19 protein-coding genes are annotated in these 24097 nt (G+C 74.9%); 12 read left to right on the forward strand and 7 right to left on the reverse strand.

Features of this window, described 5'->3' with window-relative positions:
- Window positions 1-397: 397 nt before the first annotated feature.
- Window positions 398-985: a histidine phosphatase family protein gene (locus tag ACVWNX_RS28730; RefSeq protein WP_454411093.1), complete on the forward strand. Its 588-nt coding sequence runs from the start codon at window positions 398-400 to the stop codon at window positions 983-985.
- Window positions 986-1123: 138 nt separating this feature from the next.
- The gene (locus tag ACVWNX_RS28735) at window positions 1124-2416 is read left to right on the forward strand and encodes a serine hydrolase domain-containing protein (protein WP_454411094.1); all 1293 of its coding nucleotides are present in this window, start codon (window positions 1124-1126) and stop codon (window positions 2414-2416) included.
- 6 nt (window positions 2417-2422) lie between these two features.
- Here the strand turns inward: ACVWNX_RS28735 and ACVWNX_RS28740 are convergent, their stop codons facing one another.
- Window positions 2423-2905: a VOC family protein gene (locus tag ACVWNX_RS28740; protein WP_454411095.1), complete on the reverse strand. Its 483-nt coding sequence runs from the start codon at window positions 2903-2905 to the stop codon at window positions 2423-2425.
- Window positions 2906-3118: 213 nt separating this feature from the next.
- On the opposite strand from ACVWNX_RS28740, the gene ACVWNX_RS28745 reads away from it, so the two are divergent.
- From ACVWNX_RS28745 to ACVWNX_RS28755, 3 genes are all read left to right on the forward strand, one after another.
- On the forward strand, window positions 3119-4102 hold the full coding sequence (locus tag ACVWNX_RS28745; RefSeq protein ID WP_454411096.1) for a hypothetical protein: 984 nt from the start codon (window positions 3119-3121) through the stop codon (window positions 4100-4102).
- Between the two features lie 297 nt (window positions 4103-4399).
- Window positions 4400-6259 carry an HSP90 family protein gene (locus tag ACVWNX_RS28750; protein WP_454411097.1) on the forward strand — a complete coding sequence of 620 codons (1860 nt, stop codon included), beginning with the start codon at window positions 4400-4402 and terminating at the stop codon, window positions 6257-6259.
- Window positions 6260-9403, forward strand: a complete 3144-nt coding sequence (locus tag ACVWNX_RS28755) for a tetratricopeptide repeat protein (RefSeq protein ID WP_454411098.1) — start codon at window positions 6260-6262, stop codon at window positions 9401-9403.
- Between the two features lie 196 nt (window positions 9404-9599).
- Here the strand turns inward: ACVWNX_RS28755 and ACVWNX_RS28760 are convergent, their stop codons facing one another.
- The 5 genes from ACVWNX_RS28760 to ACVWNX_RS28780 form a co-directional block, all read right to left on the reverse strand.
- The gene (locus ACVWNX_RS28760; RefSeq protein WP_454411099.1) at window positions 9600-10253 is read right to left on the reverse strand and encodes a hypothetical protein; all 654 of its coding nucleotides are present in this window, start codon (window positions 10251-10253) and stop codon (window positions 9600-9602) included.
- 267 nt (window positions 10254-10520) lie between these two features.
- Window positions 10521-11318 carry a hypothetical protein gene (locus tag ACVWNX_RS28765; protein ID WP_454411100.1) on the reverse strand — a complete coding sequence of 266 codons (798 nt, stop codon included), beginning with the start codon at window positions 11316-11318 and terminating at the stop codon, window positions 10521-10523.
- 330 nt (window positions 11319-11648) lie between these two features.
- Window positions 11649-12647 (reverse strand): type I glyceraldehyde-3-phosphate dehydrogenase, encoded by a 999-nt coding sequence (gene gap / locus ACVWNX_RS28770; RefSeq protein ID WP_454411101.1) that lies wholly within the window; start codon window positions 12645-12647, stop codon window positions 11649-11651.
- 208 nt (window positions 12648-12855) lie between these two features.
- On the reverse strand, window positions 12856-13812 hold the full coding sequence (locus tag ACVWNX_RS28775; RefSeq protein ID WP_454411102.1) for a GlxA family transcriptional regulator: 957 nt from the start codon (window positions 13810-13812) through the stop codon (window positions 12856-12858).
- Window positions 13813-14122: 310 nt separating this feature from the next.
- On the reverse strand, window positions 14123-14728 hold the full coding sequence (locus ACVWNX_RS28780; protein WP_454411103.1) for a dihydrofolate reductase family protein: 606 nt from the start codon (window positions 14726-14728) through the stop codon (window positions 14123-14125).
- A gap of 200 nt (window positions 14729-14928) precedes the next feature.
- On the opposite strand from ACVWNX_RS28780, the gene argC reads away from it, so the two are divergent.
- The 5 genes from argC (at window position 14929) to ACVWNX_RS28805 (ending at window position 20110) form a co-directional block, all read left to right on the forward strand.
- Complete coding sequence (argC, locus tag ACVWNX_RS28785; protein WP_454411104.1) at window positions 14929-15957, forward strand: N-acetyl-gamma-glutamyl-phosphate reductase; 1029 nt, start codon at window positions 14929-14931, stop codon at window positions 15955-15957.
- A 175-nt stretch (window positions 15958-16132) separates the two neighbouring features.
- Window positions 16133-17284, forward strand: coding sequence for a bifunctional glutamate N-acetyltransferase/amino-acid acetyltransferase ArgJ (gene argJ / locus ACVWNX_RS28790; protein ID WP_454411105.1), 1152 nt, complete (start codon window positions 16133-16135; stop codon window positions 17282-17284).
- 102 nt (window positions 17285-17386) lie between these two features.
- On the forward strand, window positions 17387-18367 hold the full coding sequence (gene argB / locus ACVWNX_RS28795) for an acetylglutamate kinase (protein ID WP_454411106.1): 981 nt from the start codon (window positions 17387-17389) through the stop codon (window positions 18365-18367).
- Window positions 18364-19566, forward strand: a complete 1203-nt coding sequence (locus tag ACVWNX_RS28800) for an acetylornithine transaminase (RefSeq protein WP_454411107.1) — start codon at window positions 18364-18366, stop codon at window positions 19564-19566. The genes argB and ACVWNX_RS28800 overlap by 4 nt, the downstream gene beginning before the upstream one ends.
- A 7-nt stretch (window positions 19567-19573) precedes the next feature.
- Window positions 19574-20110, forward strand: coding sequence for an arginine repressor (locus tag ACVWNX_RS28805; protein ID WP_454411108.1), 537 nt, complete (start codon window positions 19574-19576; stop codon window positions 20108-20110).
- Between the two features lie 170 nt (window positions 20111-20280).
- Here the strand turns inward: ACVWNX_RS28805 and ACVWNX_RS28810 are convergent, their stop codons facing one another.
- Window positions 20281-21021 (reverse strand): L,D-transpeptidase family protein, encoded by a 741-nt coding sequence (locus tag ACVWNX_RS28810; RefSeq protein ID WP_454411109.1) that lies wholly within the window; start codon window positions 21019-21021, stop codon window positions 20281-20283.
- A gap of 274 nt (window positions 21022-21295) precedes the next feature.
- On the opposite strand from ACVWNX_RS28810, the gene ACVWNX_RS28815 reads away from it, so the two are divergent.
- Together ACVWNX_RS28815 and argH are read left to right on the forward strand one after the other, a co-directional pair.
- Window positions 21296-22489 (forward strand): argininosuccinate synthase, encoded by a 1194-nt coding sequence (locus tag ACVWNX_RS28815; protein WP_454411110.1) that lies wholly within the window; start codon window positions 21296-21298, stop codon window positions 22487-22489.
- A gap of 162 nt (window positions 22490-22651) precedes the next feature.
- Window positions 22652-24094, forward strand: coding sequence for an argininosuccinate lyase (gene argH / locus ACVWNX_RS28820; protein WP_454411111.1), 1443 nt, complete (start codon window positions 22652-22654; stop codon window positions 24092-24094).
- Window positions 24095-24097 lie beyond the last annotated feature (3 nt).

The raw sequence follows: 24097 nt of genomic DNA on the forward strand, positions 1-24097 counted from the left end.
GGTCCGTCCCCCTGGTCCCTCGGCCCCCCCCGGTCCGTCGCCCCCGACCCCCCTCGGTCCGTCGCCCCCTGGCCCCTCGGCCCCTCGACCCCTCGGTCCGTCGTCCCTCGGCCCCCGGCCCTGAGTCCCGGCGTCCGTCGCCCCGCCGGTCCGCCGGTCCGGAGCCCCGGTGTCCCGTAGTCTCCCGTCCGGTCGCCCTGGCGTCCGTCACCCCAGTGGCCCGTCCCCTGGTGGACCCCTTTCCCGGAGGGACCGGCACCCTTCGGGACGGACCGGCTCCCGTACCCGCCCGCCCTCCGGAGGAGGCCGGGCGGCGCGCGCGGAAACGGTGGTGAACGGAAGCCCGCCTTCCGTGAAGTCTTGACCCCGGCCCCGCGCGGACCCCACGATCAGCCGCATGCAGGTTCGGGTCACGCTCATCGCCGCCGCCCGCAGCTCCCCGCTGCTCGCGGAGCGCTTCGACGAGGACCGGCCGCTCGACGAGGCCGGTTGGGAGGACGTGCGCCACGCGGCCCACGGTCTCCTCCCGTTCGGCGCGGCGGAGCTGCGCTACTGCTCGCCGACCGCGCGCAGCCGGGCCACCGGCGTCGCCCTCGGCTTCGCGCCGCTCGTCCAGCCCGCGCTCAGCGACTGTGACATGGGCCGCTGGCGCGGTCGCACCCTCGGGGAGGTGGCCCGTCAGGAACCGGCCGCCCTCGACGCCTGGATGCGCGACCCCCGTTCCGCCCCGCACGGCGGCGAGTCCCTGTGGCGGTTCATCGGCAGGGTGGGCCACTGGCTCGACACCCGCCCCGCCGACACGGAGACCGGGGTGCGGATCGTCGCCGTCACCGAACCCTCGGTGGTCCGCGCGGTGCTCGTCTACGCGCTCCAGGTGCCTCCGCTGACGTACTGGGGCATCGACGCGCGCCCCCTGTCGGCGGTGACCCTGGTGGGGGCCGCCGGACGGTGGAGCCTCCGGCTCGGGGACGCCGTCGGGCCGTAGCGGGGCCCCTTCCGCCGGGGCGCTGGAAGGGCGCCTGACCTGCGGGGGCGCCGGAGCGGACGGATGCCGTCGTGCGGGGCCGATCGGGTGGGCCTAGCCTGGATGGGCCGTTTCGTCCCTCGGTCGGCAGGAGGCCGCATGAGGTACTCACGGAAGCAGTGGCGCGCGATGTGCGTGGGGATCGCGGCGGCCGGACTCCTCGCCGGACCGGTGTCGTCCGGCACCGCCCACGCCTCGGCGGCGCCCGCCGCGTACACCGCCGCCGACTCTCCCTCACCACCACCCACCGGGGAGGGCACCGCATTCCCCGAACTCGACGCGGACCTCGCCGACCGGCTCGACGGCGCCGTCCGCCGGGTCATGGACGAGGCGGGGGTGCCGGGGGTGACCGTCGGACTGTGGGCGCCTGGCAAGGGCTCCTACGTGCGGTCGTTCGGCATCGCCGACAAGACCACGGCGGAACACATGGACCCCGACCTCTACATGAGGATCGGCAGCGAGACCAAGACCTTCACGGTGACCGCCCTGCTGGAGCTGGTCGACCGGGGCGCGGTGGGACTGGACGACCCCATCGACCGCTACGTGGACGGGGTGCCGAGCGGCGACCGGATCACCCTGCGGCAACTGGCGGGCATGCGCAGCGGACTCTTCAACTACTCCATGGACGAGGACTTCTTCAAGGCGCTGACCTCAGATCCACGGCGGCCCTTCACCCCCCGGGAACTGCTCGACTACTCGTTCAAGCACCCCCTCCAGTTCCAGCCCGGCACGGAGTTCGAGTACTGCAACACCAATCTGATCCTGCTGGGGCTGGTGGTGGAGAAGGCGGGCGGACTGCCGCTCCACGAGTTCATCCAGCGCAACATGCTGGACCCCGCCGGGCTGCACGACACCGTCTTCCCGACGGACGCCGCCTTCCCCGCCCCGCACGCCCACGGGTACACCGACCAGACCGCCTCCGGCCGGGTGGAGGACGCCACCGACTGGAACCCCTCCTGGGGCTGGGCGGCCGGGGCGATGATCTCCACCCTCCACGACCTGCGGCGCTGGGCCCCCGTCCTCGCCAACGGCACCCTGCTGACGCCGCAGACGCAGGCCGAGCGGCTGAAGACCGGGCCGACCGTCATCCCGGGCGCGGGCTACGGGCTGGGCATCTTCAACGTCCAGGGGTGGATCGGCCACAACGGCTCCCTGCCCGGCTACGAGTCCCTGACGATCTACCTCCCCGGACCCCGGGCCACCCTGGTCGTGCTGCTCAACACGGACATCACCCACGACGGCGAGGAACCGAGCACGCTGTTCGGCGCGGCGATCACCCGGATCGTCACCCCGGAGAACGTCTACGACCTCCCGGCCGGGAACGCCCCGTCCTCGTCCCCGTCACCGTCCTCCCCGGCCCCGTCCGCGGAAGCGGCGTCCGCCGACCGTTAGGCCCGCTCACCCGGTGGCGGCGAGACGGCGCCGGGCCTCGTCGCCCGACAGGTCCTCCTGATGGGTGAGGAAGACCCACACATGTCCGAAGGGGTCCCGGAGGACGGCGGTGCGGTCGCCGTGGAACCGGTCGCCGGGCGGCTGGAGCACCTCGGCCCCGGCGGCCTCCGCACGGGCCGTCAGCGCGTCGACGTCCGGGACGAAGACGTGCAGGGCGACGCTGGTGCCGCCGATCGCGGCCGGTGCGGCGAAGGGCGCGCTCCCGGACCCGTCCGCCCCGGAGTCGCCCAGCATCAGCACCGCCCGCCCGATGACGATCTCGGCGTGCAGGACGCCCCCGCCCGGGTCGTCCAGCCGGAACTCCTCACGGGCTCCGAACGCCCGCTCGTAGAAGTCGACGGCCGCGGCGGCGTCGTCGAGCATGATGTGCGGGACCACGGCGTGGCGGTACCGCTCGGGGGTCGGGTCGTGCGCGGCGCGTCCGGTCATGACGGCGGCCTTCCTCTCACGGGTCGTCTGCGGGGCACCGGACCGGTTCTCCGGCCCGTGGCCCGACCGTACGACCTCAACCGCACTCGGGCTCAAGGCCGCCGGGTCGTCCGGGCGGAGGGATACGTGTGTGCGATTCCGGGGCGTACGTGATAGTCACTACCTCCACGAAGGAGGTGATCGACGCCCTCCTCGACAGGCAGGGGGTGGGACATGGCGTCGCTCCGCGACTGGGGGCTCGCGCTGGGCACGAAGACGGGAAGATCCGTCGCACGGCTGGTGAAGGACTCCGGCGAACCCGACGCGACGCGGGTCCGCGAGGCCGCCGAGGCGGCCGACTGGGCCGGGGTGCGCGCGGTGTTCGAGGAGCGTCCTGGCAACCACGACCGGATCGAACTGCTGCGGGCCGTCGGCGACACCGACCGGGTCGAACGGTGGATCTGCGACGTCATGGCGGCGGAACCCGAGGCGGCGCTGCCCCGGGTGGTGGCCGGAATCCGCTACATCAGCTGGGGCTGGGAGGCCCGGACCGGGGCGCGCGCCCGAGACGTCTCCCGTGAACGGTTCGAGCTGTTCCACACCCGGCTGCGCGAGGCCGAACGGTGGCTCTACGAGGCGGCCGAGCGCGAGCCGGGATGGACCTCGCCCTGGTACGGGCTCCTGCTCACCGGCCGTGGACTCCAGGTCGGCCAGACCCTCGCCCGCCGCAGGTTCGAGGCCGCCGTCCGGCGCGACCCGCACCACCTGGCGGCACACCAGCAACTGCTGCAGCAGGTCTGCGACAAGTGGGGCGGTTCCCACGAGGCGGCGCACTCCTTCGCCCGGAAGGCCGCCGCCGGGGCGCCCGGCGGCTCCCCGCTGGGCCAGCTCGTCGCGATCGCCCACATCGAGCAGTGGCTCTCCCTCGAAGGCGAGGACGAGGAGCAACTGGAGTACATGCTGGGCGCGGAGGTGGAGGAGACCCTGCGGGAGGCCGCCGACCACTCCTACCGGCACCCGGACTTCGTCCCCGGGGGCGTCGGCGACGAGGTCCTGAACGCCTTCGCCATGGCCTTCGCCCTGGCGGGGGAGCGCGAGGCCGCGCGGGAGTGCTTCCGGGCCACGGAGGGCCGGGTCACCGAGTTCCCCTGGTACTACCTGGACGGCTCGAACCCGGTCCGGGCCTACCGGCGTCAGCGCTCGGCCGTCGGTCACTGAGCCGCCCGCCGGGCCGGCCGCCGGGCCTGGGCCGTCCCGCCCGCCAGCCCTCGGAGTCCGGGGCCTGCCCGGCCCCCGCCCGGTCGGGTGCCTCCGGTCCCGCCGGACCCGGCGCGTTCCGGTGCCTCCGGCCCCGCGCCGCCGCCGCGTCCGTCCGCCGTCCGTCAGCCGTGCCCGTTCCGCCCGTCCGCCGGGGGAATCCGGCCCCGTCCTCCCCCCTTCCCTCTCCCTACCTCCCCCGTCCCGCTTCCGCCCCGCCGGTCCCGGCGCGGGCCCGCCGACCGAAAGACCCGCCAGGTGCCCCAGCCCGACACCACCCACACCTTCCAGGTCGACCTGCGCGGCCTGGTCGACCTGCTCTCCCACCACCTCTACTCCAGCCCCCGGGTGTACCTGCGCGAACTGCTGCAGAACGCCGTGGACGCGCTCACCGCCCGGCAGGCGCTCACCGGCGGCCCGCCCGGCACCATCACCGTGCGCACCGGCGACGCGCTCACCGTCACCGACACCGGCATCGGACTCACCGAGGCCGACGTCCACCGGTTCCTCGCCACCATCGGACGCAGCTCCAAGCGGACCGTCGACGGGGCGCTGGACGGGGCCGGACTCGACGCCAGCCGGGGCGAGTTCATCGGCCAGTTCGGCATCGGGCTGCTCGCCTGCTTCGTCGTGGCCGACGAGATCACGGTGCTCAGCCGGTCCGCCGCCGACCCTTCCGCCCCCGCCGTCGAATGGCGCGGCCACTCCGACGGCCGCTACACCCTGCGCACCCTGCCGCCCTCCGCCGTCCCCGAACCCGGCACCACCATCCGGCTCACCCCGCGCGCCGACCAGGCCGAATGGACGAGCCCGGACCGGGTCGTCGCCCTGGCCCGCCACTACGGGCGGCTGCTGCGGCACGAGGTGACCGTCGTCGCGGGCGGCGGAACCCACCGGATCGACGAGACGCCCCCGTGGGAGCGGGACCACCGCTCCCCGCTCGCCCGCCGCGAGGCGCTCACCGCGTACGGCCGCGAACTCTTCGACTTCGCCCCGCTCGACCTCATCGAACTCGACCTCCCGGCGGTCGGGCTGCGCGGGGTCGCCTACGTGCTGCCCACCGCCGTCAACCCCGCCCAGCGCGCGGGCCACCGCGTCCACCTCAAGGGCATGCTGCTCACGGACGAGTCGTCCGCGCTGCTGCCCGAGTGGGCGTTCTTCGTGCGCTGCGTCGTCGACACCACCGGCCTGCGGCCCACCGCCTCCCGGGAGGCGCTGTACGAGGACGGCACCCTCGCCGCGGTCCGCGACGCGCTGGGCGACCGGATCCGCGACTGGCTCACCGGGCTCGCCGCCAGCGACCCGGCGCTGCTGCACCGGTTCATCGGCGTCCACCACCTCGCCGTCAAGGCGCTCGCCCGCCACGACGACGAACTGCTCCGCACCGTCCTGCCGTGGCTGCCGTTCGAGACCACCGACGGACACGTCACCCTGGAGGAGTTCGCCCGGACCCACCGCACGCTGCTGGTCACCCGGAGCGTCGAGGAGTTCCGCCAGGTCGCCCCCATCGCCTCCGCCGCCGGACTGGGCGTCGTCAACGGCGGCTACACCTACGACCGCGACCTGGTGCACCGGCTGCCCGAGATCCGGCCCGGCACCGCCGTCACCGACCTCGACCCGGCCACCGTCACCGCCCACCTCGACGCCGTCGACCCGACCGCCGAACTCCGCGCGGCGGCCTTCCTCGCCGTCGCCCGGGAGACCGTCGGCACCCACGACTGCGACGTCGTCCTGCGGGACTTCCAGCCCGTCACCGCCCCCGCGCTGCTCCTGGACAACCGGGAGGCCCGCCACGAGCGGACCCGCTCGGACCTCGCCGCCGACAGCGACGGGCTGTGGGCCGACATCCTGGGCTCGCTGCGCCAGGAGACCCCCCGCGCGCAACTCGTCCTCAACCACCTCAACCCGCTGGTCCGCCAGGCCCTCACGATCACCGAGCACGGTCTGGCGGTCACGGCCGCCGAAGCCCTGTACGGCCAGGCCCTGCTGCTCAGCCGCCGTCCCCTGCGGGCCGCCGAGAGCGCCCTGCTCAACCGGGCCTTCATCGGTCTGCTCACCCACGCCATGCACCGACCGGGCACGACGGAACCCGGCTCCGAGCCCCGGAAGGAACTGTAGATGCCGGACACCCCCGAGGCCCTGTTCGAAGCGCTGCGCGAGAACAACGAGCGGCCCCACGGCCTCCAGCGCACCGTCGCCGCCGAGGAACTCGCCGCCGCAGCCGAGCCCTTCGAGAAGACGGACGTCCTGGTCACGGCCCTGCTGGAGCTGATGGAGGCGTACGAGTTCACCGGCGAGCACCGCAAGTCGCCCGTGGTCTTCGCCCGGCTGCTCACCCTGTGGGACACCGACCCCGGGGCCTTCAGCGAATGGGAGGCCCAACAGGTCTTCTGGCGCTTCAAATGGGTGGCCGCGTCGCTGCTCCAGGTGCCCGAGATGCCGCTGGCCACCGTCCGGGGCTGGCTCGACCGGATGGCCGAACGCTACGCGCGGTCCGGTCACGACCTCCAGCCGGTGGCCGCCCTGCGCCACCGGGTCGCCGCCCACACCGGCACCGGCGTCGACGACGCCCACGACCTGTGGGTCACCCGGCCGCGCACCCCGCTCAGCGACTGCCTCGCCTGCGAGGTCCGGCACCTCGCCTGGCACCGGGTGGAGTCGGGCGACGACTCCGGGGCCCTCGACCACTGGGCCCCCGTCCTCGACGGCTCCCACGCCTGCTCCGAGGAACCCCAGACCAGCCAGGCCGGGGCGCTGCTGCCGCTGCTGCGGACCGGCCGCGCGGACGAGGCCCGCTCCCATCACCTCGCCGGGTACCGCAAGGTCCGGGGCAACACCGGGATGCTGGAGGAGGTCGGCCTCCACCTGGAGTTCTGCGCGCTGACCCGCAACGAGGGGCGGGGGCTGGAGATCCTCGCCGAGAACCGTCCGCTGTTCGAGGCGACCGGTGCCCCGCTCTCGCGGCTGGGCTTCCTCGTCGGGGCGGAGGTCCTGCTGGCCCGGCTCGTCGCGGACGGACACGCCGCCACCGCCGTCGCCGGACCGCCCGGACGGCAGTGGACCGCCGGGGAACTCCTCGTCCGGACGCGCTCCGAGGCGGAGGCGCTCGCCGCCGCCTTCGACACGCGCAACGGCACCACCGCCGTCGGGGACCGCCGACGGCGGCGCCTGGAGCGGGAACCGCTGGTCGACGCCCCGCTGCCGCTCGGACTGCGCACCGCCGTCACCCCCGCCCCGGTGGCCCCGGCCGCGCCCGCCGGTACCGCGGCCCCCGGTACCGCGACGGCGTCCGCCGGCCTCCCAGGGGATTTCGGCGCCCTGGTGCGCGAGGCACGGCGCCTCGCCGCGGGCGGACACCCCGGCGACACCCGGCTCTGGGCCCGGATCGAGGAGCGCCTGGCCGACGGCACCGGCTCCCACGACGACGCGCCCGGCCCCCGGGAACTCCTGCTCGCCGAACTCGCCGAGGAGCGGGCCTTCCGGCTCGCGGAGAAGGGCCGCGACCCGGAGAGCATCGCCGAACTGGAGCACGCCGCCGAACTCTACGACCGGCTGGGGATGCCCTGGCAGGCCCTCGCCGTCCGCACCCGCGCCCTCGCCTGGACGACCGGCGCCGCCCTTCACGCGGACGCGGACGCCGACGCGGAGACGGCCGACGTCCGGGGCGATGGGAGCCCCGACCCGGGGACGGCGGACGGCGGAGGCGGCGAACGCCCCGGCACGGAAACGGCGGACGGCCGGGACGACGAGCGCCCCGGCGCGGAGAAGACGGGCGGCCCGGACGACGGGGGCCCCGACGCGCTCCGCACCCGGCTCGACGCCTCGCTCCGCACGGCCGAACGCCTCCTGACCGAGGCGCCGCTCACCGGTGAACGCCCCGGGGCGGGGGAGACCGCCCCGGCGGACGAGGTGGCGGCGGGCCGCGTCCGGGCGTACTTCGCCGTCCTGTACGCCCGGGCGTTCGCCGCCTACCAGGAGGTGGTGCGGCGGCCGCCCGGGGACACCGGTCCGGCCACCGAGCGGTTCCGGGAACTGGCCGCCACCCTGAGCGCCGAGGCGGAGCGGCTGGGTCTGCGCCACCACACCGCCAGCGTCCGCCAGCTCACCGCGAGCCTCGCCGAACGGGCGGGCGACACCGCCCGCGCGGAGGAGGAGCTGAGGGCCGCGCTCACGGACGTCGAGGCGTCCGGCCGTCCCTGGCGGGGCTCCCGGCCGCGCGCCCTGCTCGCCCAGTTCCTGATGGCCCGGGACGCCTACGAGGAGGCGGCGGACCTGCTGCACCAGGCGATCTCCGACGCGGTCCGCCACGATGACGCCGAGTTCGCGCTGGCACCCGCGTACGCGCTGCTGGGCCACGCCACCACGCACCTCGGGGACGCCACGGGCGCGGTGCGCCACCTCTCCGAGGCGGCCGCGCGGTTCGACCGGAGCGAGGCCCACGAGGAGGCCGCCGACGTACGGCTCCAGCTCGCCGACGTCCTCGCCGGGTCGGGGCGGCGGGACGACGCGGTCGCGGTCCTGGAGTCCGTGGTCGCCGCCGAGGGGACCGTGGAACTCGACGCGCGGCTGCTCGCCCAGGCACGGCTCGCCCTGGCGCGCGGGCTGCGCGAGCTGGACGAGTACCTGCCCGCGGCCGAGGAGTTCCTGCGGCTCGCCGACACCGTCGCCGCCTGGGACGACGACCGGGCGGTGCACACCATGGTGGCGGCGGAGGCGGCCGTCACCCTGGCGATGGCCGACCGCTGGGACGCGGCGACCACCGCGTACGAGCGGGCCGTGGCGTCGAACGGGGACGGGCCGCACCCGTCCCGGATCACCCACATGATGTGCGAGTTCGCCCGGCTCGTCCTGCTGTCCCGGGGTTCCGACGGCCTGGACGTGGCCCTGGCCCATCTGACCCGGGCCGACACCGTCCGGGAGGCCGTGCCCGAGGGCACCGAGGGCTTCGTCCACTGGTACGAGGAGGGGACCGTCCACTACCGCCGGGCCCGGGCCCTCGCCGGGGCGGACCGCTCCGAGGAGGCGCTGCGCGAGGCGGAGGCCGCCGTCGCCGCCCATGAGCGGGGCGGCGCGGACGGGGAGGCGCCGCGCGCGGAGGCGCAGCGGATCGCGGCGATGATCGAGGGCGAGGGCCTCCAGCGGTCCGGGGCGGCCGTCGCCCGGCTGGCCGCGGCGTCGGCCCGCTGCCGCGCGGCGGAACTCCCGGACGCCGCCCGGATCCTCGACGAACTGCGGGAACGGTACGAGGGACGGGAGGGGTAGGGGGCCTGGGCGGGAGGGGGGAGGCGGGAGCCTCGGGGCGGGGCCGGGCAGCGGTTCCGCGCCCGGCCCGCTCGCCCGGCTCGCCCGGCCCACCCTGCCGGTCCCGCCCGCCCGTTCGGCCTGGCCTGCCTTGACCCGCCTGGCCCGGCCCGCCCGGCCCCGACCCGGCCGGGCGGGTGGAGGACCGGGCCCGCCGTCAGACGACCCCGCTCTCCGTACCGCCCCCGGAGCCGTCGTCCGCGGCCCTCCCCGCCCGGGCCCGCCCCAGGGCCCATCCGCCCGCGCCGGCCAGGACGGCCGCCCCCGCCCCGTACACCGGCAGCCATCGGGTCGTCGTGGCGGCCAGACAGTCGGCGACGGCCTCCTCGCGCCCGGCCTCCCGCGCCCGGGCCAGCGCGGTGCGGTCGCGGTCCGCCAGGGGACCCAGCGCGGCCTCGGCCCGGTCGGCGGCGTACGCGCCCAGCGAGGGGCAGACGGCCCGGGTGCCCGGCATCGGGAACAGCCACGCCCAGCGCTGGAGCGCGGGCGCCAGTACGAGGGCCGCGCACAACCCCACGATCAGCGCGAACGCCACCAGGCTCCGCGCGTACGGCGATCCGGGGCCGGGCGTCCGGGGCGGCAGCCGGGTGAAGGCGAGGACCAGGACGAGCAGCGTCCCCCCGAGGTAGGCGGAGAACCACTCCCAGGACCCCTGCGCGAGGACGAAGGCCAGCACGGCGGCGAGCGCGATGCCGATGACCCCCGGCTGACCGGGCGGGGCGGGGCGCGCGGACGGCCGCCGGTCGTCCGGTCCCGTGCGGGCCCCGTGCGGGACCCGCCCGGGGGTGTCGTGCGGGCCGGGGGCGTCCATGGCCGCTCCTGTGGGTCGGGGACCCCAGGATCCGGGCCCGCCGGGTCCCGTCCGGGAGCCATGCCGGACCGGCCGGTGATCTCCCCCGGGTCGGCGGCGCGTCGGCCCGGGAAGCACCGGGTGCCCGCGCCCGACCTCGCCGGGCCCGGCGACGCCCGCACCGGGTGCCAGCCCGCACCGGGTGCCAGCCCGCACCGGTGGCCAGCCCGCACCGGTGGCCCGCCCGCACCGGGCGGTGCCCGCCCGGGCCGGGGCGCTGACGCGGCGTCAGAGCGCCAGGACGGGCCGGGTGGAGAGGTCCTCGGCGCACTCCTCGCCGTCCGGGCCGTACACGAATCCGGCCATGGCGGGGTTGCGGTTGGCGGTGGCCAGCGGGAGCCAGGCCAGCAGCGCGCCGTAGCCGCCGCACACCGCCTCGCCGCCGTCCCCGCCGTGGACCGCGCCGTCGTCGGCGGTCAGCTCCGCGCGGTAGGTGTCGTGGGCGATGCGCAGTCCGAAGGCGCCGGGTGCGCCGTGCGGGCCCGCGCCCCCTTCCAGGGGGAGGAGGTCGAGAGGGCACTCGTCCCCCCAGCGGAACAGGGTGTCGGCCCCGGCCCCACAGGCGTGTTCCCACTCGTCGGAGCCGGGCATCCGCAGTCCTCGGGCCGCGAGGGCGGTCGCGGTCTCGGCGCGCGTCCCGGTGAGCTCCTCGTCCGCCACGGCCATCAGCACGGTGGCCAGGACGACGCTCCGGCGGGGGCTGAGCGTCCGTGCCAGATGGGTCCGCAGATCGGGGCCGGGCCCGAAACCCTGGTCCAGGCTCCGGGCGTAGTCGGCGCTCTGCTCCGGTGTCGGCCGCCAGGCGTCGGGGTCGAACCCGAGGGCCACCCGGCCGCCGGGCACCAGGGCGAACTCCTGTCCGTCGCGCTCGATCCGGACGCGGTGCAGCGGGGCGCCCAGGTGCGCCACGGTCTCGACGGCGGTCACCCGGCCCCCCACCCGGTCGGCGGCCTCCCGGGCGAGGCGTCGCGCGGTGGGCGGGTCGAAGGACCGCCACTGGTCGAGGGTGAGGTCGGCGAGGGTCACGCGCGCAGTGTCGCAGACGGGTCCGACACCGGACCCGGGCCCGCCGCCCCGGTCACCGACGGGCCGGGCCCGACCGCTCTGACCACCGGGGGACGGGTCCGGTGCCGCCGCCCCGGTCACGGACGGGCGGGTCCCCGAGGGACCGGTGGCCGACGAGCCGGTCACCGAGGGCCGGTCGCCGACCGCTCCGGCCGCCCCCCCCGGCTGCCGAGGACCCGGCCCGGCTTCCCACCGCCCGGCTTCCCGGCGGTCGGGGACTGCGCGCCCCGGGCCCGGCTCCCCCGGATGCCCGGGACGGCTGGTGCCGGGCCCGCCGTCGTCCGGAGCCGGTCAGCGGGCGGCGAGCAGTTCGAGCGTGTCGATCACCCGGTGGGAGAAGCCCCACTCGTTGTCGTACCAGGCGACCACCTTGACGTGACGGCCGTCGACGCGGGTGAGGGCCGAGTCGAAGACCGACGAGGCCGGGTTGCCCGTGATGTCGGACGACACGAGCGGGTCCTCCGAGTACTCCAGGACCCCGGCGAGCGGTCCGTCCGCCGCCGCGCGGTACGCCGCGAGCACCTCGTCGCGCGTCACCTCGCGGGCGACGGTCGTGTTGAGTTCGACGAGGGAGCCCACCGGGACCGGCACCCGGATCGAGTCGCCCGACAACTTGCCGTCCAGGCCCGGCAGGACGAGGCCGATCGCCTTGGCGGCACCCGTCGTGGTCGGCACGATGTTGACGGCGGCGGCCCGGGCGCGGCGGGCGTCCCGGTGCGGCCCGTCCTGCAGGTTCTGCTCCTGGGTGTAGGCGTGCACCGTCGTCATGAAGCCGTGCTCGATGCCCGCGAGGTCGTCGAGGACCTTGGCCAGCGGTGCGAGGGCGTTGGTGGTGCAGGAGGCGTTGGAGACGACCGTGTGGGTGTCCGGGTCGTAGGCGTCCGTGTTGACCCCGAACGCCAGGGTGACGTCGGCGCCGTCCGACGGAGCGCCGACCAGCACCTTCTTCGCACCCGCGTCGAGGTGGGCGCGGGCGGCCTTGGCCGAGGTGAAGCGACCGGTCGCCTCCAGCACGATGTCCACACCGAGGTCGGCCCACGGCAGTAGCGCCGGTTCCCGCTCGGCGAGCACCCTGATGCGGCGGCCGTCGACGACGAGGGCGTCCCCGTCCACGGTCACCGGGCGGCCGAGCCGTCCGGCCGTCGTGTCGTAGGCGAGCAGCCGCGCGAGGACGGCGGGCTCCGTGAGGTCGTTGACCGCGACGACCTCCAGGTCGCTGTCGCGTTCCAGCAGCGCACGCAGCACGTTGCGTCCGATGCGGCCGAATCCGTTGATGGCGATGCGCGTCATGAGTGGTGTCCCTTCGGTTCCCCCTCAATGTCGCGCCTCGCGCCCGCCCCCGACAGCGGCGCGATCGCCAGGGTTCGCAAGGATCGTGCCACCGCCACCGCCACCGCCACCGCCACCGCGACCACCGCCGGAGCCAGGGGCGACGGGCCACGGGCACCGGAAGCGGAGCCAGGGACCAACGGGCAGGTGACCGGGCCGGGCCGGTGGGCTACTCGCCCCGGGTGAAGGTCCGCCGGTACTCGCTCGGCGTCGTGCCGAGGACGCGCTGGAAGTGCGCCCGCAGATTGGCGCCGGTGCCCAGACCGACGTCGGCGGCGATCTGCTCGATGTGCCGCTCCGACCGTTCCAGCAGCTCACGGGCAAGATCGACACGGGCGCGCGTGACCCACTCCATCGGGGTGTACCCGGTGTCCTCGACGAAGCGCCGGGAGAAGGTGCGCGGCGAGACGGCGGCGTGCCGGGCGAGCGTTCGGAGGGCGAGGGGCTCGCCCAGCCGGTGCAGCGCCCACTCGCGGGTGGCGGCGAACCGCTCGCCGAGCGGTTCGGGCAGACCGCGCGGCACGTACTGGGCCTGGCCGCCGCTGCGGTAGGGGGCCGCGACCAGCCGCCGCGCCGCGTGGTTGGACGCGGCCACGCCGAGGTCGCCCCGGAGGACGTGCAGACACAGGTCGATGCCGGACGCCGCGCCCGCCGAGGTCAGCACGCTGCCCTCGTCGACGAACAGGACGTTCTCGTCGACCCGGACGAGCGGGTGCTTCGCCGCGAGCGCCCGCGCGTAGTGCCAGTGCGTGGTGGCGCGCTTGCCGTCGAGCAGACCCGTGGCGGCGAGCGCGAAGGCGCCCGTCGAGATGGCGGCGAGCCGCGCGCCCCGCTCATGGGCGGCGATCAGCGCCTCGACGACGGCCCGCGGCGGGTCGTCGCGCCCGGGGAACCGGTAGCCGGGAACGAAGACGATGTCGGCCCAGACCAGCGCTTCGAGACCGTGGGCGACGCAGTACGACAGCCCGTCGCCGCCGGTCACCAGCCCGGGGACCGCCCCGCACACCCGCACCTCGTACGGCATGCTCGCGCGGGTCGTGAAGACCTGCGCGGGGATCCCGACGTCGAGCGGCTTGGCCCCTTCGAGCACGAGGACGGCGACACGGTGAGGACGGGAGGCTGACACGGGACGAGGGTACGCGGCGCGCCCCGCCACCAGCCCGTGCCCGGACGCGGGTCAGTCGACCCACGGAAGCCGTACGGCTGACGTCCTCAGCGGGACGTGATCGTCGGCTCGGATGGTCAAAAGGGTGGTCGATCCAGTCCCATGTCAGGTCGGGTACCCGGATGAAGCCGGTGCACGGGCCGTCCGGCTGGCTGGGACCGAGCCCCCGGCACGACGGATCAGACGCGCCGCCCGAGGGCTTCCGCACCCGCCGACGCCGCCCTGACGGCCGTCCGGAGCGGTGGACGGGGCGAGGCCGGGCGGGGCGACGTCACGCGGGGACGCCGAGCGGCGGGTGGTCGAGCACCCGGGGCTTGTACTCGACCAGCTGGAGGCGGCCGTCGAAGGTGCGGTGCCCGGTCATTTCGAGGGCGACGTCCGGATAGCCGTCGTAGACGCGTTCTTCGCCCGTGGCCCCGGTGATCACCGGGAACATCACGACCCGGAAGCGGTCGACGAGCCCGGCGCGCAGCAGGGAGCGGCACAGGCTGAGGCTGCCGATGGTGCTGAGGAGCCCCGGGCCGCTCGACTTCATGGCGCGGACCGCCCCGACGGCGTCGTCGCGGACGAGCGTGGAGTTGGCCCACGTCAGCGGCGCCTGGAGCGAGGAGGAGAACACCACCTTGGACGCTCGCGTGAGCTCGTCGACGGACGCCTCCTCTTCGGGCCTGAACTCGTCCTGGCCGTTCGGGACCTCGCCCGCGGCGAAGCCCGACATCAGGCGGTAGGTGTTCGCTCCCATCAGATAGGTCGCCTCGGGCTGCTCGCCGAGCCACGCGAGGTACTCCGGGCCCTCGAGGCCCCAGAAGCCGGGCCAGCCCTCTCCCGACGCGTAGCCGTCGAGGGAGGTGATGAAGTCGACGAGAAGCTCCGACATGGCGGTGTCCTTTCCTGGGCCGTCATGAGCTTGGACCGGCCGGGAGCCGTGAACTCATCGGCCGCGCCGTGGAGCGACGAGAAAGTCCATGACGCGATGAGAAAGCCCCTGACGCCGCGGCCGGACCGGACCCACGACCACCCCATTGCATAAATGTGCAGCCATGCGTATAGTCATGTACCCCAGGAGAGAGGATCGGCATGACGACGCGGGTGGCGGTGGCCGGAGCCAGTGGGTACGCCGGAGGCGAGGTGCTGCGGCTGCTCGTCGGGCACCCCGGTGTGGAGATCGGAGCGCTCACCGGCAACTCCAACGCCGGACAGCGGCTCGGGGCGCTCCAGCCCCACCTCGCCCCCCTCGCCGACCGGGTGCTGGAGGCGACCACCACCGAGACCCTCGCCGGGCACGACGTGGTGTTCCTCGCGCTGCCGCACGGCGAGTCCGCCGCGGTCGCCGAGCGGCTCGGCCCCGAGGTGCTCGTCATCGACATGGGCGCCGACTTCCGGCTCCGCGACGCCGCCGACTGGGAGCGCTTCTACGGCTCCCCGCACGCCGGTACCTGGCCCTACGGCCTCCCCGAACTGCCGGGTGCCCGCGCCGCGCTGGAGGGGTCCAAGCGCGTCGCGGTGCCCGGTTGCTACCCGACCGCCGTCACCCTCGCCCTGTTCCCCGCGTACGCGGCGGGCCTCGTCGAGCCGGAGGCGGTGGTCGTCGCGGCCTCCGGCACCTCCGGCGCGGGCAAGGCCCCCAAGCCGCACCTGCTGGGCAGCGAGGTCATGGGCTCCGCCTCCCCGTACGGGGTCGGCGGCGTCCACCGGCACACCCCCGAGATGGTCCAGAACCTCGGCTCGGTCGCGGACGGGCCGGTGACCGTCTCGTTCACCCCGACCCTCGTGCCCATGTCCCGGGGAATCCTCGCCACCTGCTCCGCCCGCGCCCGGGACGGGGTCACCGGCGAGGCCGTGCGCGCCGCCTACGAGAAGGCGTTCGCCGACGAGCCGTTCGTCCGGCTGCTGCCCGAGGGCCAGTGGCCCGCCACCGCCTCCGTGTACGGCTCCAACACCGTCCTCCTCCAGGTGGCGTACGACGAGACCGCGCGCCGCGTCATCGCGGTGAGCGCCATCGACAACCTCACCAAGGGCACCGCGGGCGGCGCCGTCCAGAGCATGAACATCGCCCTCGGACTGCCCGAGACCACCGGTCTGCCGACGGTCGGCGTCGCTCCCTGAGCGGACCCGGCACCTCCGTCGACGGGCGTTCCGCGCCCGTCGACGGCGTTCCGGGCGCCGGACCGGACCGTCCCGCGACCCCACCCAGCACCGTGACCGCCCCGCGCCGCCGCGCGGACGGCGGGATACCCGGCCGTCCGGTCGTCCGACCGGACGGCACCGACAAGGAGATGCAGTGAGCGTCACCGCAGCACAGGGATTCACGGCGGCGGGCATCGCCGCCGGGATCAAGGGCAACGGCCTTCCCGACCTCGCCCTCGTCGTCAACCACGGCCCCCGTCTCGCCGCCGCGGGCGTCTTCACCTCCAACCGGGTCAAGGCCGCCCCCGTCCTCTGGTCGGAACAGGTCCTCAAGGGCGGACGGGTCGCCGCCGTCGTCCTCAACTCCGGCGGCGCCAACGCCTGTACCGGGCCCAAGGGCTTCCAGGACACCCACGCCACCGCCGAGGAGGTCGCCTCGGTCCTCAAGGTGGACGCGGGCGAGGTCGCCGTCGCCTCCACCGGCCTCATCGGGACCACCCTCCCGATGGACAAGCTGCTGCCCGGCGTCACCACGGCCGCCGCCCAGCTCAGCGAGTACGGCGGCGAGAAGGCCGCCATCGCCATCAAGACCACCGACACCGTCCACAAGACCGCCGTCCGCGCCGGGGACGGCTGGACCGTCGGCGGGATGGCCAAGGGCGCGGGCATGCTCGCCCCGGGCCTCGCCACCATGCTCGTGGTCCTCACCACCGACGCCGACGTGGACGCGGCCGGGCTCGACCGGGCGCTGCGCGACGCGACCCGGGTCACCTTCGACCGGGTCGACTCCGACGGCTGCATGTCCACCAACGACACCGTGCTGCTGCTCGCCTCCGGAGCCTCCGGGACCGTCCCCGACGCCGAAGCCTTCGCGCGCGCGGTCCGGGAGGTGTGCGACGACCTCGGCCGCCAGCTGATCGGCGACGCCGAGGGCGCCAGCAAGAACATCCGGATCGACGTGGTGGGCGCGGCGAGCGAGGCGGACGCCGTCGAGGTCGGCCGCTCCATCGCCCGCAACAACCTGCTCAAGTGCGCCCTGCACGGCGAGGACCCCAACTGGGGCCGGGTGCTCTCGGCGATCGGCACCACCTCCGCGGTCTTCGAGCCCGACCGGCTCAACGTGGCCATCAACGGCGTCTGGGTCTGCCGGAACGGCAGCGTCGGCGAGGACCGCGACCTGGTCGAGATGCGCTACCGGGAGGTCGTGATCACCGCCGACCTCGCCGCGGGCGCCGAGTCCGCCACCATCTGGACCAACGACCTCACGGCCGACTACGTGCACGAGAACAGCGCGTACTCCTCCTGACCCCGGCGGCACGACCCGGCCCGTCCGCCCCGCCCGGGACTTGCCCGTCCGCCCCGGGCGGGGGGGCCGGGACACACTCAGGACCAGGACCCCAGAGGAGCCATGAGCACCCGTAAACACACCGCCCTGCCGAAGGCGCAGACCCTCATCGAGGCGCTGCCCTGGCTGACCCGGCACCACGGCAAGGTCGTCGTCATCAAGTTCGGCGGCAACGCCATGGTGAACGACGAGCTGAAGGCCGCCTTCGCCCAGGACGTCGTCTTCCTGCGCCACGCGGGCCTCAAGCCCGTCGTCGTGCACGGCGGCGGCCCCCAGATCAGCGCCCAGCTCGACCGCCAGGGACTCGTCAGCGAGTTCCGCGCGGGGCTGCGCGTCACCACGCCCGAGGCCATGGACGTGGTCCGGATGGTCCTCGCCGGACAGGTCCAGCGCGAGCTGGTCGGCCTCCTCAACCGGCACGGCCCGCTCGCCGTCGGGATCACCGGCGAGGACGCCCACACCCTCACCGCCCGCAAGCACCGGCCGGAGCTGGACGGGGAACTGGTCGACATCGGCCGGGTGGGGGAGATCACCGACATCGACACCGGGGCGATCACGGCGCTGCTCGCCGACGGCCGCATCCCGGTCGTCTCCTCCATCGCCCGCTCGGCCGACGACGACCACGTCTACAACGTCAACGCCGACACCGCCGCCGCCGCGCTCGCCGCGGCCCTCGGCGCCGAGACCCTGATGGTCCTCACCGACGTGGAGGGCCTCTACGAGGACTGGCCCGACAGCGACGAGGTCATCAGCCGGCTCACCGCCCGCGAGCTGGAGAAACTGCTGCCCGACCTGGCCAGCGGGATGGTGCCCAAGATGGAGGGGTGCCTGTACGCCGTCCGCAACGGCGTGCGCACCGCGCGGGTGATCGACGGCCGGGTGCCCCACTCGATCCTGCTGGAGATCTTCACCGACGAGGGCATCGGCACCATGGTGGTGCCCGACGGCACCGCCCGCCCGGCCCGCACCCTCGCCCCGTCCGGCCCGACCGCCGGGTCCGACACGTCCCACGAACCCGAACAGGAAGCAGGGGGAACCCGGTGACCACCGCGAACGAGGAGCTGACCCGGCGCTGGCGGGACTCGCTCATGGACAACTACGGCACCCCCGCGCTGGCGCTGGCGCGCGGCGAGGGCGCCCGGGTGTGGGACGCCGACGGCAACGCGTACCTCGACTTCGTCGGCGGGATCGCGGTCAACGCGCTCGGCCACGCCCACCCGGCCGTCGTCGGGGCCGTCAGCCGTCAGATCGCCTCCCTCGGCCACGTCTCCAACCTGTTCGTCGCCGAACCGCCCGTCGCCCTCGCCGAACGGCTGCTCCAGCTCGCCGGACGGGACGGCCGGGTGTTCTTCTGCAACTCCGGCGCGGAGGCCAACGAGGCCGCCTTCAAGATCGGACGGCTCACCGGCCGCACCGGGGTGGTCGCCACCGAGGGCGGCTTCCACGGCCGCACCATGGGCGCCCTCGCGCTGACCGGCCAGCCCGCCAAGCGGGAGCCGTTCCTGCCGCTGCCCGGGGACGTCACCCACGTCCCGTACGGCGACGCGGACGCCCTGCGGGCCGCCGTCACCGAGGACACCGCCCTGGTGATCATCGAGCCGGTCCAGGGGGAGAACGGGGTCGTCGTCCCGCCGCCCGGCTACCTCACCGAGGCCCGCGCGATCACCGAGGCCACCGGCACCCTGCTGGTCCTGGACGAGGTCCAGACCGGGGTGGGCCGCACCGGCCACTGGTTCGCGTACCAGGCCCACGAGGAGGTGCGTCCCGACGTCGTCACCCTCGCCAAGGGCCTCGGCGGCGGACTGCCGCTCGGCGCGGTCGTCGCCTTCGGTCCCGCCGCCGACCTGCTGCGGCCCGGCCAGCACGGCACCACCTTCGGCGGCAACCCGGTCGCCTGCGCCGCCGGACTCGCCGTGCTCGACACGATCGGGGCCGAGGACCTGCTCGCCAACGTGAAGCGCCGCGGCGCGGCCCTGAGCGAGGCGATCGAGTCTCTGGGACACCCCTTGGTCCGCCGGGTCCGGGGTGCGGGGCTGCTGCTCGGTATCGTGCTCACGCAGCCCCGCGCGGCCCAGGTGCAGCGCGCGGCGCAGGACGCGGGTCTCCTGGTCAACGCGCCCGCCCCCGACGTCGTCCGGCTCATGCCTCCGCTGAACCTCCGCGACGACGAGGCGGAAGCGTTCCTCCAGGCACTGCCCGGTGTCCTCGACACAGCCCACGGGGACGGACGAGCCGGAGAATGAAGCGACGATGACGCAGGCGCAGGGCAACGAGCAGACGGGGCCCGCGGTACCGCAGACCCGCACGGCGCGGCACCGCAGGATCGTGGACATCCTCAACCGGCAGCCGGTGCGCTCCCAGAGCCAGCTGGCCAAGCTCCTCGCGGACGACGGACTGAGCGTCACCCAGGCGACGCTCAGCCGCGACCTCGACGAGCTGAACGCCGTGAAGATCCGCGACACCGACGGGGACCTGATCTACGCGGTGCCCAGCGAGGGCGGGTTCCGCACGCCACGGGCCCCGCTCGGCGGTTCGGCGAAGGAGGAGCGGATGCGCCGCCTCTCCGGGGAGCTGCTGATCTCCGCCGAGGCGTCCGCCAACCTCGTCGTCCTGCGCACCCCGCCCGGCGCGGCCCAGTTCCTGGCCTCCGCGATCGACCAGGCCGAGCTGCACGACATCCTCGGCACCATCGCCGGGGACGACACGGTGCTGCTCATCAGCCGGGAGCCACGGGGCGGCCAGGCGCTCGCCGAGCACCTGCTGCGGCTGGCGCAGAACGCGCGCTGACGGCGGCGCGGAACACGCGCTGACGGATCGACGGCCACGGGCCCCCGCCGACCGGCGGGGGCCCGTTCCGCGTCCCCCGGACCCGTGGCCGTCGGGCGCGGGGACCCGGGCCGCCCCGCGGGGCCGGGCCCGTGGCCGTCCGGGGCCCGGGCCCGTGGCCGTCCGGCGGCTCAGTACCGGGTCACCGCGGTCGGCCCGGAGCGGGTGCCGATCGCGATGTGCGGGCGCCGGGCCGGGTCGGCCCAGCGCAGCAGCGCCACCATGGCCGCGGCGGGCACGGACACGCAGCCCGCCGTGGCGCCCGCCCCGTCGGCGTGCAGGAAGATCCCGGCGCCCCGGCCGCGCACCGGACGGTCGTAGTTGAAGCCGGTGACCAGCGCGTGGGCGTACTGCGCGGGGTGGTCGACGAGGTGTTCGGCCTCGCTGGCGCGGCAGTGCGCGGGGCGCGGGTCCGTCCACCGGTTGTACGCCGGGGAGGCGTTGTCCTGGCACCACCAGGACGACTCCCGCACCGGACGGTGGGGGAGCCGGGTCCCGGCGGGCGGGTCGGCCAGCCCGAAGGCGAAGGGCAGCCGGTACAGACCGGTCGGTGTGGTGCCGGTGTCCTGACGGCGGACCGTGCCCTCGACGAGCCCGCCCGCGCCGAACCGGGCCGGGGCGCTCCCGGTGGCCGTCCAGCGCCCGTCCCGCCGGTCCCACCAGACGAGGACGCCCCGGGTGGCGCCGGTCCCGTCGGCCGTGGCGGTGATCAGCTGGTCGCCCCCGCCGGTGTCCGCCATCCGCGCGGGCAGCGGTCGCCCGTCCGGGACGGTGCCGGTGGCGTGCGCGGCGGGGCCTGGTCCGGGGCCGGGCCCGGCGGCGGTGGCGAGCAGGGCGGCGGACAGCAGGGCGGCGACGGTACCGGTGCGCATGAACCGGACCGTAGTGCGCGGCCCCGGCGACGGCAGCCCGCGTGGTCCGTCCGGGGCGGACGCCCACCCACCGGCCCGCCCGCGCGCCGATTCGCCGGCCGGCCGGCCCGACCACCGGCCCACCGGCCCACCGACCCACCGGCCCACGAGTCCACCAGCCCGTCCGCCCGGTCCGCGAGGACCCGGCGGGGGAGCGGGAACACCCGGAATTGACGAACCATGCGTATGACTGCATACTCATGCATGTCAGCGAACGCATTGTGAGGAGAAACCCGTGACCGAGCGCGTCGTACTCGCCTACTCGGGTGGCCTGGACACCTCCGTGGCCATCGGCTGGATCGCCGAGGAGACCGGGGCCGAGGTCATCGCGGTCGCCGTGGACGTCGGCCAGGGCGGCGAGGACCTGGACGTCATCCGCAAGCGCGCGCTCGCCTGCGGCGCCGTCGAGGCCGAGGTCGCGGACGCCCGGGACGAGTTCGCCGACGAGTACTGCCTCCCGGCGATCAAGGCGAACGCCCTCTACATGGACCGCTACCCGCTGGTCTCCGCGCTCTCCCGCCCCGCGATCGTCAAGCACCTGGTCGCCGCCGCCAAGAAGCACGGCGCGGACACCGTCGCCCACGGCTGCACCGGCAAGGGCAACGACCAGGTCCGCTTCGAGGCCGGCATCGTGGCCCTCGCGCCCGACCTCAAGTGCATCGCCCCGGTCCGCGACTACGCGATGACCCGGGACAAGGCCATCGCCTTCTGCGAGGAGAAGAACCTCCCGATCGCGACCTCCAAGAAGTCCCCCTACTCCATCGACCAGAACGTCTTCGGGCGCGCGGTCGAGACGGGCTTCCTGGAGGACATCTGGAACGCCCCGATCGAGGACATCTACGAGTACACGCAGAACCCGGCGGTCCCCCGCGAGGCGGACGAGGTCCTCATCACCTTCAAGGAGGGCGTGCCGGTCGCCATCGACGGCCGGCCCGTCACCGTCCTCCAGGCCATCCAGCAGCTCAACGAGCGCGCGGGCGCCCAGGGCATCGGCCGGATCGACATCGTCGAGGACCGCCTCGTCGGCATCAAGTCCCGCGAGGTCTACGAGGCCCCCGGCGCCATCGCGCTGATCACCGCCCACCAGGAGCTGGAGAACGTCACCGTCGAGCGCGAGCTGGCCCGCTACAAGCGCCAGGTCGAGCAGCGCTGGGGCGAGCTGGTCTACGACGGCCTGTGGTTCTCCCCGCTCAAGCGCGCCCTGGACGGCTTCATCAACGAGGCCAACCAGCACGTCTCCGGCGACATCCGGATCACCCTGCACGGCGGCCGGGCCGTCGTCACGGGCCGCCGCTCGTCGGAGTCGCTGTACGACTTCAACCTCGCGACCTACGACACGGGCGACACCTTCGACCAGTCCAAGGCGCAGGGCTTCATCGACATCTTCGCGCTGTCCTCGAAGATCGCCGCCAAGCGCGACCTGGCGTGACCGCGCGGGCCCGGTGACGGGCCCGCCCCGCCGGGGGAACCCGGTACCGTACCGACCGCCTCCCCGCCCCCGCGGCCGGGAGGCGGTCGCGCACCACCGTCGCGCGCGGGCGCGCGGGCGGGGCCGCCCCACCCATCGCAGCAGAGCCAAGGAGCAAGTGCAGTGAGCAGCAACAGCGGTGACGTCCGGCTCTGGGGCGCGAGGTTCGCCGACGGCCCCTCCGAGGCCCTGGCGAAGCTCTCCGCCTCGGTCCACTTCGACTGGCGACTGGCCCCGTACGACATCGCCGGATCGCGCGCCCACGCCCGGGTGCTGCGCGCGGCGGACCTGCTCACCGAGGACGAGCTGACCCGGATGCTGGAGGGGCTCGACCGGCTGGCGGCCGACGTCCAGGACGGCTCCTTCACCGGGACGGTCGCCGACGAGGACGTGCACACCGCGCTGGAACGCGGACTGCTGGAGCGGCTCGGCCCCGACCTCGGCGGCAAGCTGCGCGCGGGCCGGTCCCGCAACGACCAGATCGCCACCCTGTTCCGGATGTACCTGCGCGACCACGCCCGGATCATCGGCGGGCTGCTGCTGGAGCTCCAGGACGCCCTGGTCGGGCTGGCCGAGGCGCACCCGGACGTGGCGATGCCGGGCCGCACCCACCTCCAGCACGCCCAGCCGGTGCTCTTCGCCCACCACGTCCTCGCCCACGTCCAGGCGCTCTCCCGGGACGCCGAGCGGCTGCGCCAGTGGGACGAGCGCACCGCCGTCTCCCCCTACGGCTCCGGGGCGCTGGCCGGGTCCTCGCTGGGTCTCGACCCGGTGGCCGTCGCCCGGGACCTCGGCTTCGAGGGGGGCTCCGTCGCCAACTCCATCGACGGCACGGCCTCCCGGGACTTCGTCGCGGAGTTCGCGTTCATCACCGCCATGATCGGCGTCGACCTCTCCCGGATCGCGGAGGAGGTCATCATCTGGAACACGAAGGAGTTCTCCTTCGTCACCCTCCACGACGCGTTCTCCACCGGATCGTCGATCATGCCCCAGAAGAAGAACCCCGACATCGCGGAGCTGGCCCGGGGCAAGAGCGGACGGCTGATCGGCAATCTGACCGGACTGCTCGCCACCCTGAAGGCGCTGCCGCTCGCCTACAACCGCGACCTCCAGGAGGACAAGGAGCCGGTCTTCGACTCCTGCGACCAGCTGGAGGTGCTGCTCCCCGCCTTCACCGGCATGATGGCGACGCTCACCGTGAACCGGGAGCGGATGGCCGAGCTGGCGCCCGCCGGGTTCTCCCTGGCGACCGACATCGCGGAGTGGCTGGTCAAGCGGGGGGTGCCGTTCCGGGTCGCCCACGAGGTCGCGGGCGAGTGCGTCCGGGAGTGCGAGACCCACGGGATCGAGCTGGACCAGCTCACCGACGAGCAGTTCGCGAAGATCTCCCCGCATCTGACGCCGGGGGTGCGCGAGGTGCTGGACGTGCCCGGAGCCCTCGCGGCCCGCAACGGCCGGGGCGGCACCGCGCCGTCCGCCGTCGCCCTCCAGCTGGTCGAGGTGAAGTTCGACCTCGCGGTCCAGCGCGCCTGGGCCGCCCCCGACGCGACGCCCGCCGGGGAGTAACGC

This window comes from Streptomyces sp. JNUCC 64 (assembly GCF_054484115.1).

Bases quoted from the DNA above. Each gene is read 5' to 3' on its own strand.
- ACVWNX_RS28780 (WP_454411103.1), bottom strand. From the start codon at position 14,728: ATGTCGGAGCTTCTCGTCGACTTCATCACCTCCCTCGACGGCTACGCG.
- argC (WP_454411104.1), top strand. From the start codon at position 14,929: ATGACGACGCGGGTGGCGGTGGCCGGAGCCAGTGGGTACGCCGGAGGC.
- ACVWNX_RS28740 (WP_454411095.1), bottom strand. From the start codon at position 2,905: ATGACCGGACGCGCCGCGCACGACCCGACCCCCGAGCGGTACCGCCAC.
- ACVWNX_RS28745 (WP_454411096.1), top strand. From the start codon at position 3,119: ATGGCGTCGCTCCGCGACTGGGGGCTCGCGCTGGGCACGAAGACGGGA.
- gap (WP_454411101.1), bottom strand. From the start codon at position 12,647: ATGACGCGCATCGCCATCAACGGATTCGGCCGCATCGGACGCAACGTG.
- argB (WP_454411106.1), top strand. From the start codon at position 17,387: ATGAGCACCCGTAAACACACCGCCCTGCCGAAGGCGCAGACCCTCATC.
- ACVWNX_RS28760 (WP_454411099.1), bottom strand. From the start codon at position 10,253: ATGGACGCCCCCGGCCCGCACGACACCCCCGGGCGGGTCCCGCACGGG.
- ACVWNX_RS28810 (WP_454411109.1), bottom strand. From the start codon at position 21,021: ATGCGCACCGGTACCGTCGCCGCCCTGCTGTCCGCCGCCCTGCTCGCC.
- ACVWNX_RS28735 (WP_454411094.1), top strand. From the start codon at position 1,124: ATGAGGTACTCACGGAAGCAGTGGCGCGCGATGTGCGTGGGGATCGCG.
- ACVWNX_RS28755 (WP_454411098.1), top strand. From the start codon at position 6,260: ATGCCGGACACCCCCGAGGCCCTGTTCGAAGCGCTGCGCGAGAACAAC.
- ACVWNX_RS28805 (WP_454411108.1), top strand. From the start codon at position 19,574: ATGACGCAGGCGCAGGGCAACGAGCAGACGGGGCCCGCGGTACCGCAG.
- ACVWNX_RS28730 (WP_454411093.1), top strand. From the start codon at position 398: ATGCAGGTTCGGGTCACGCTCATCGCCGCCGCCCGCAGCTCCCCGCTG.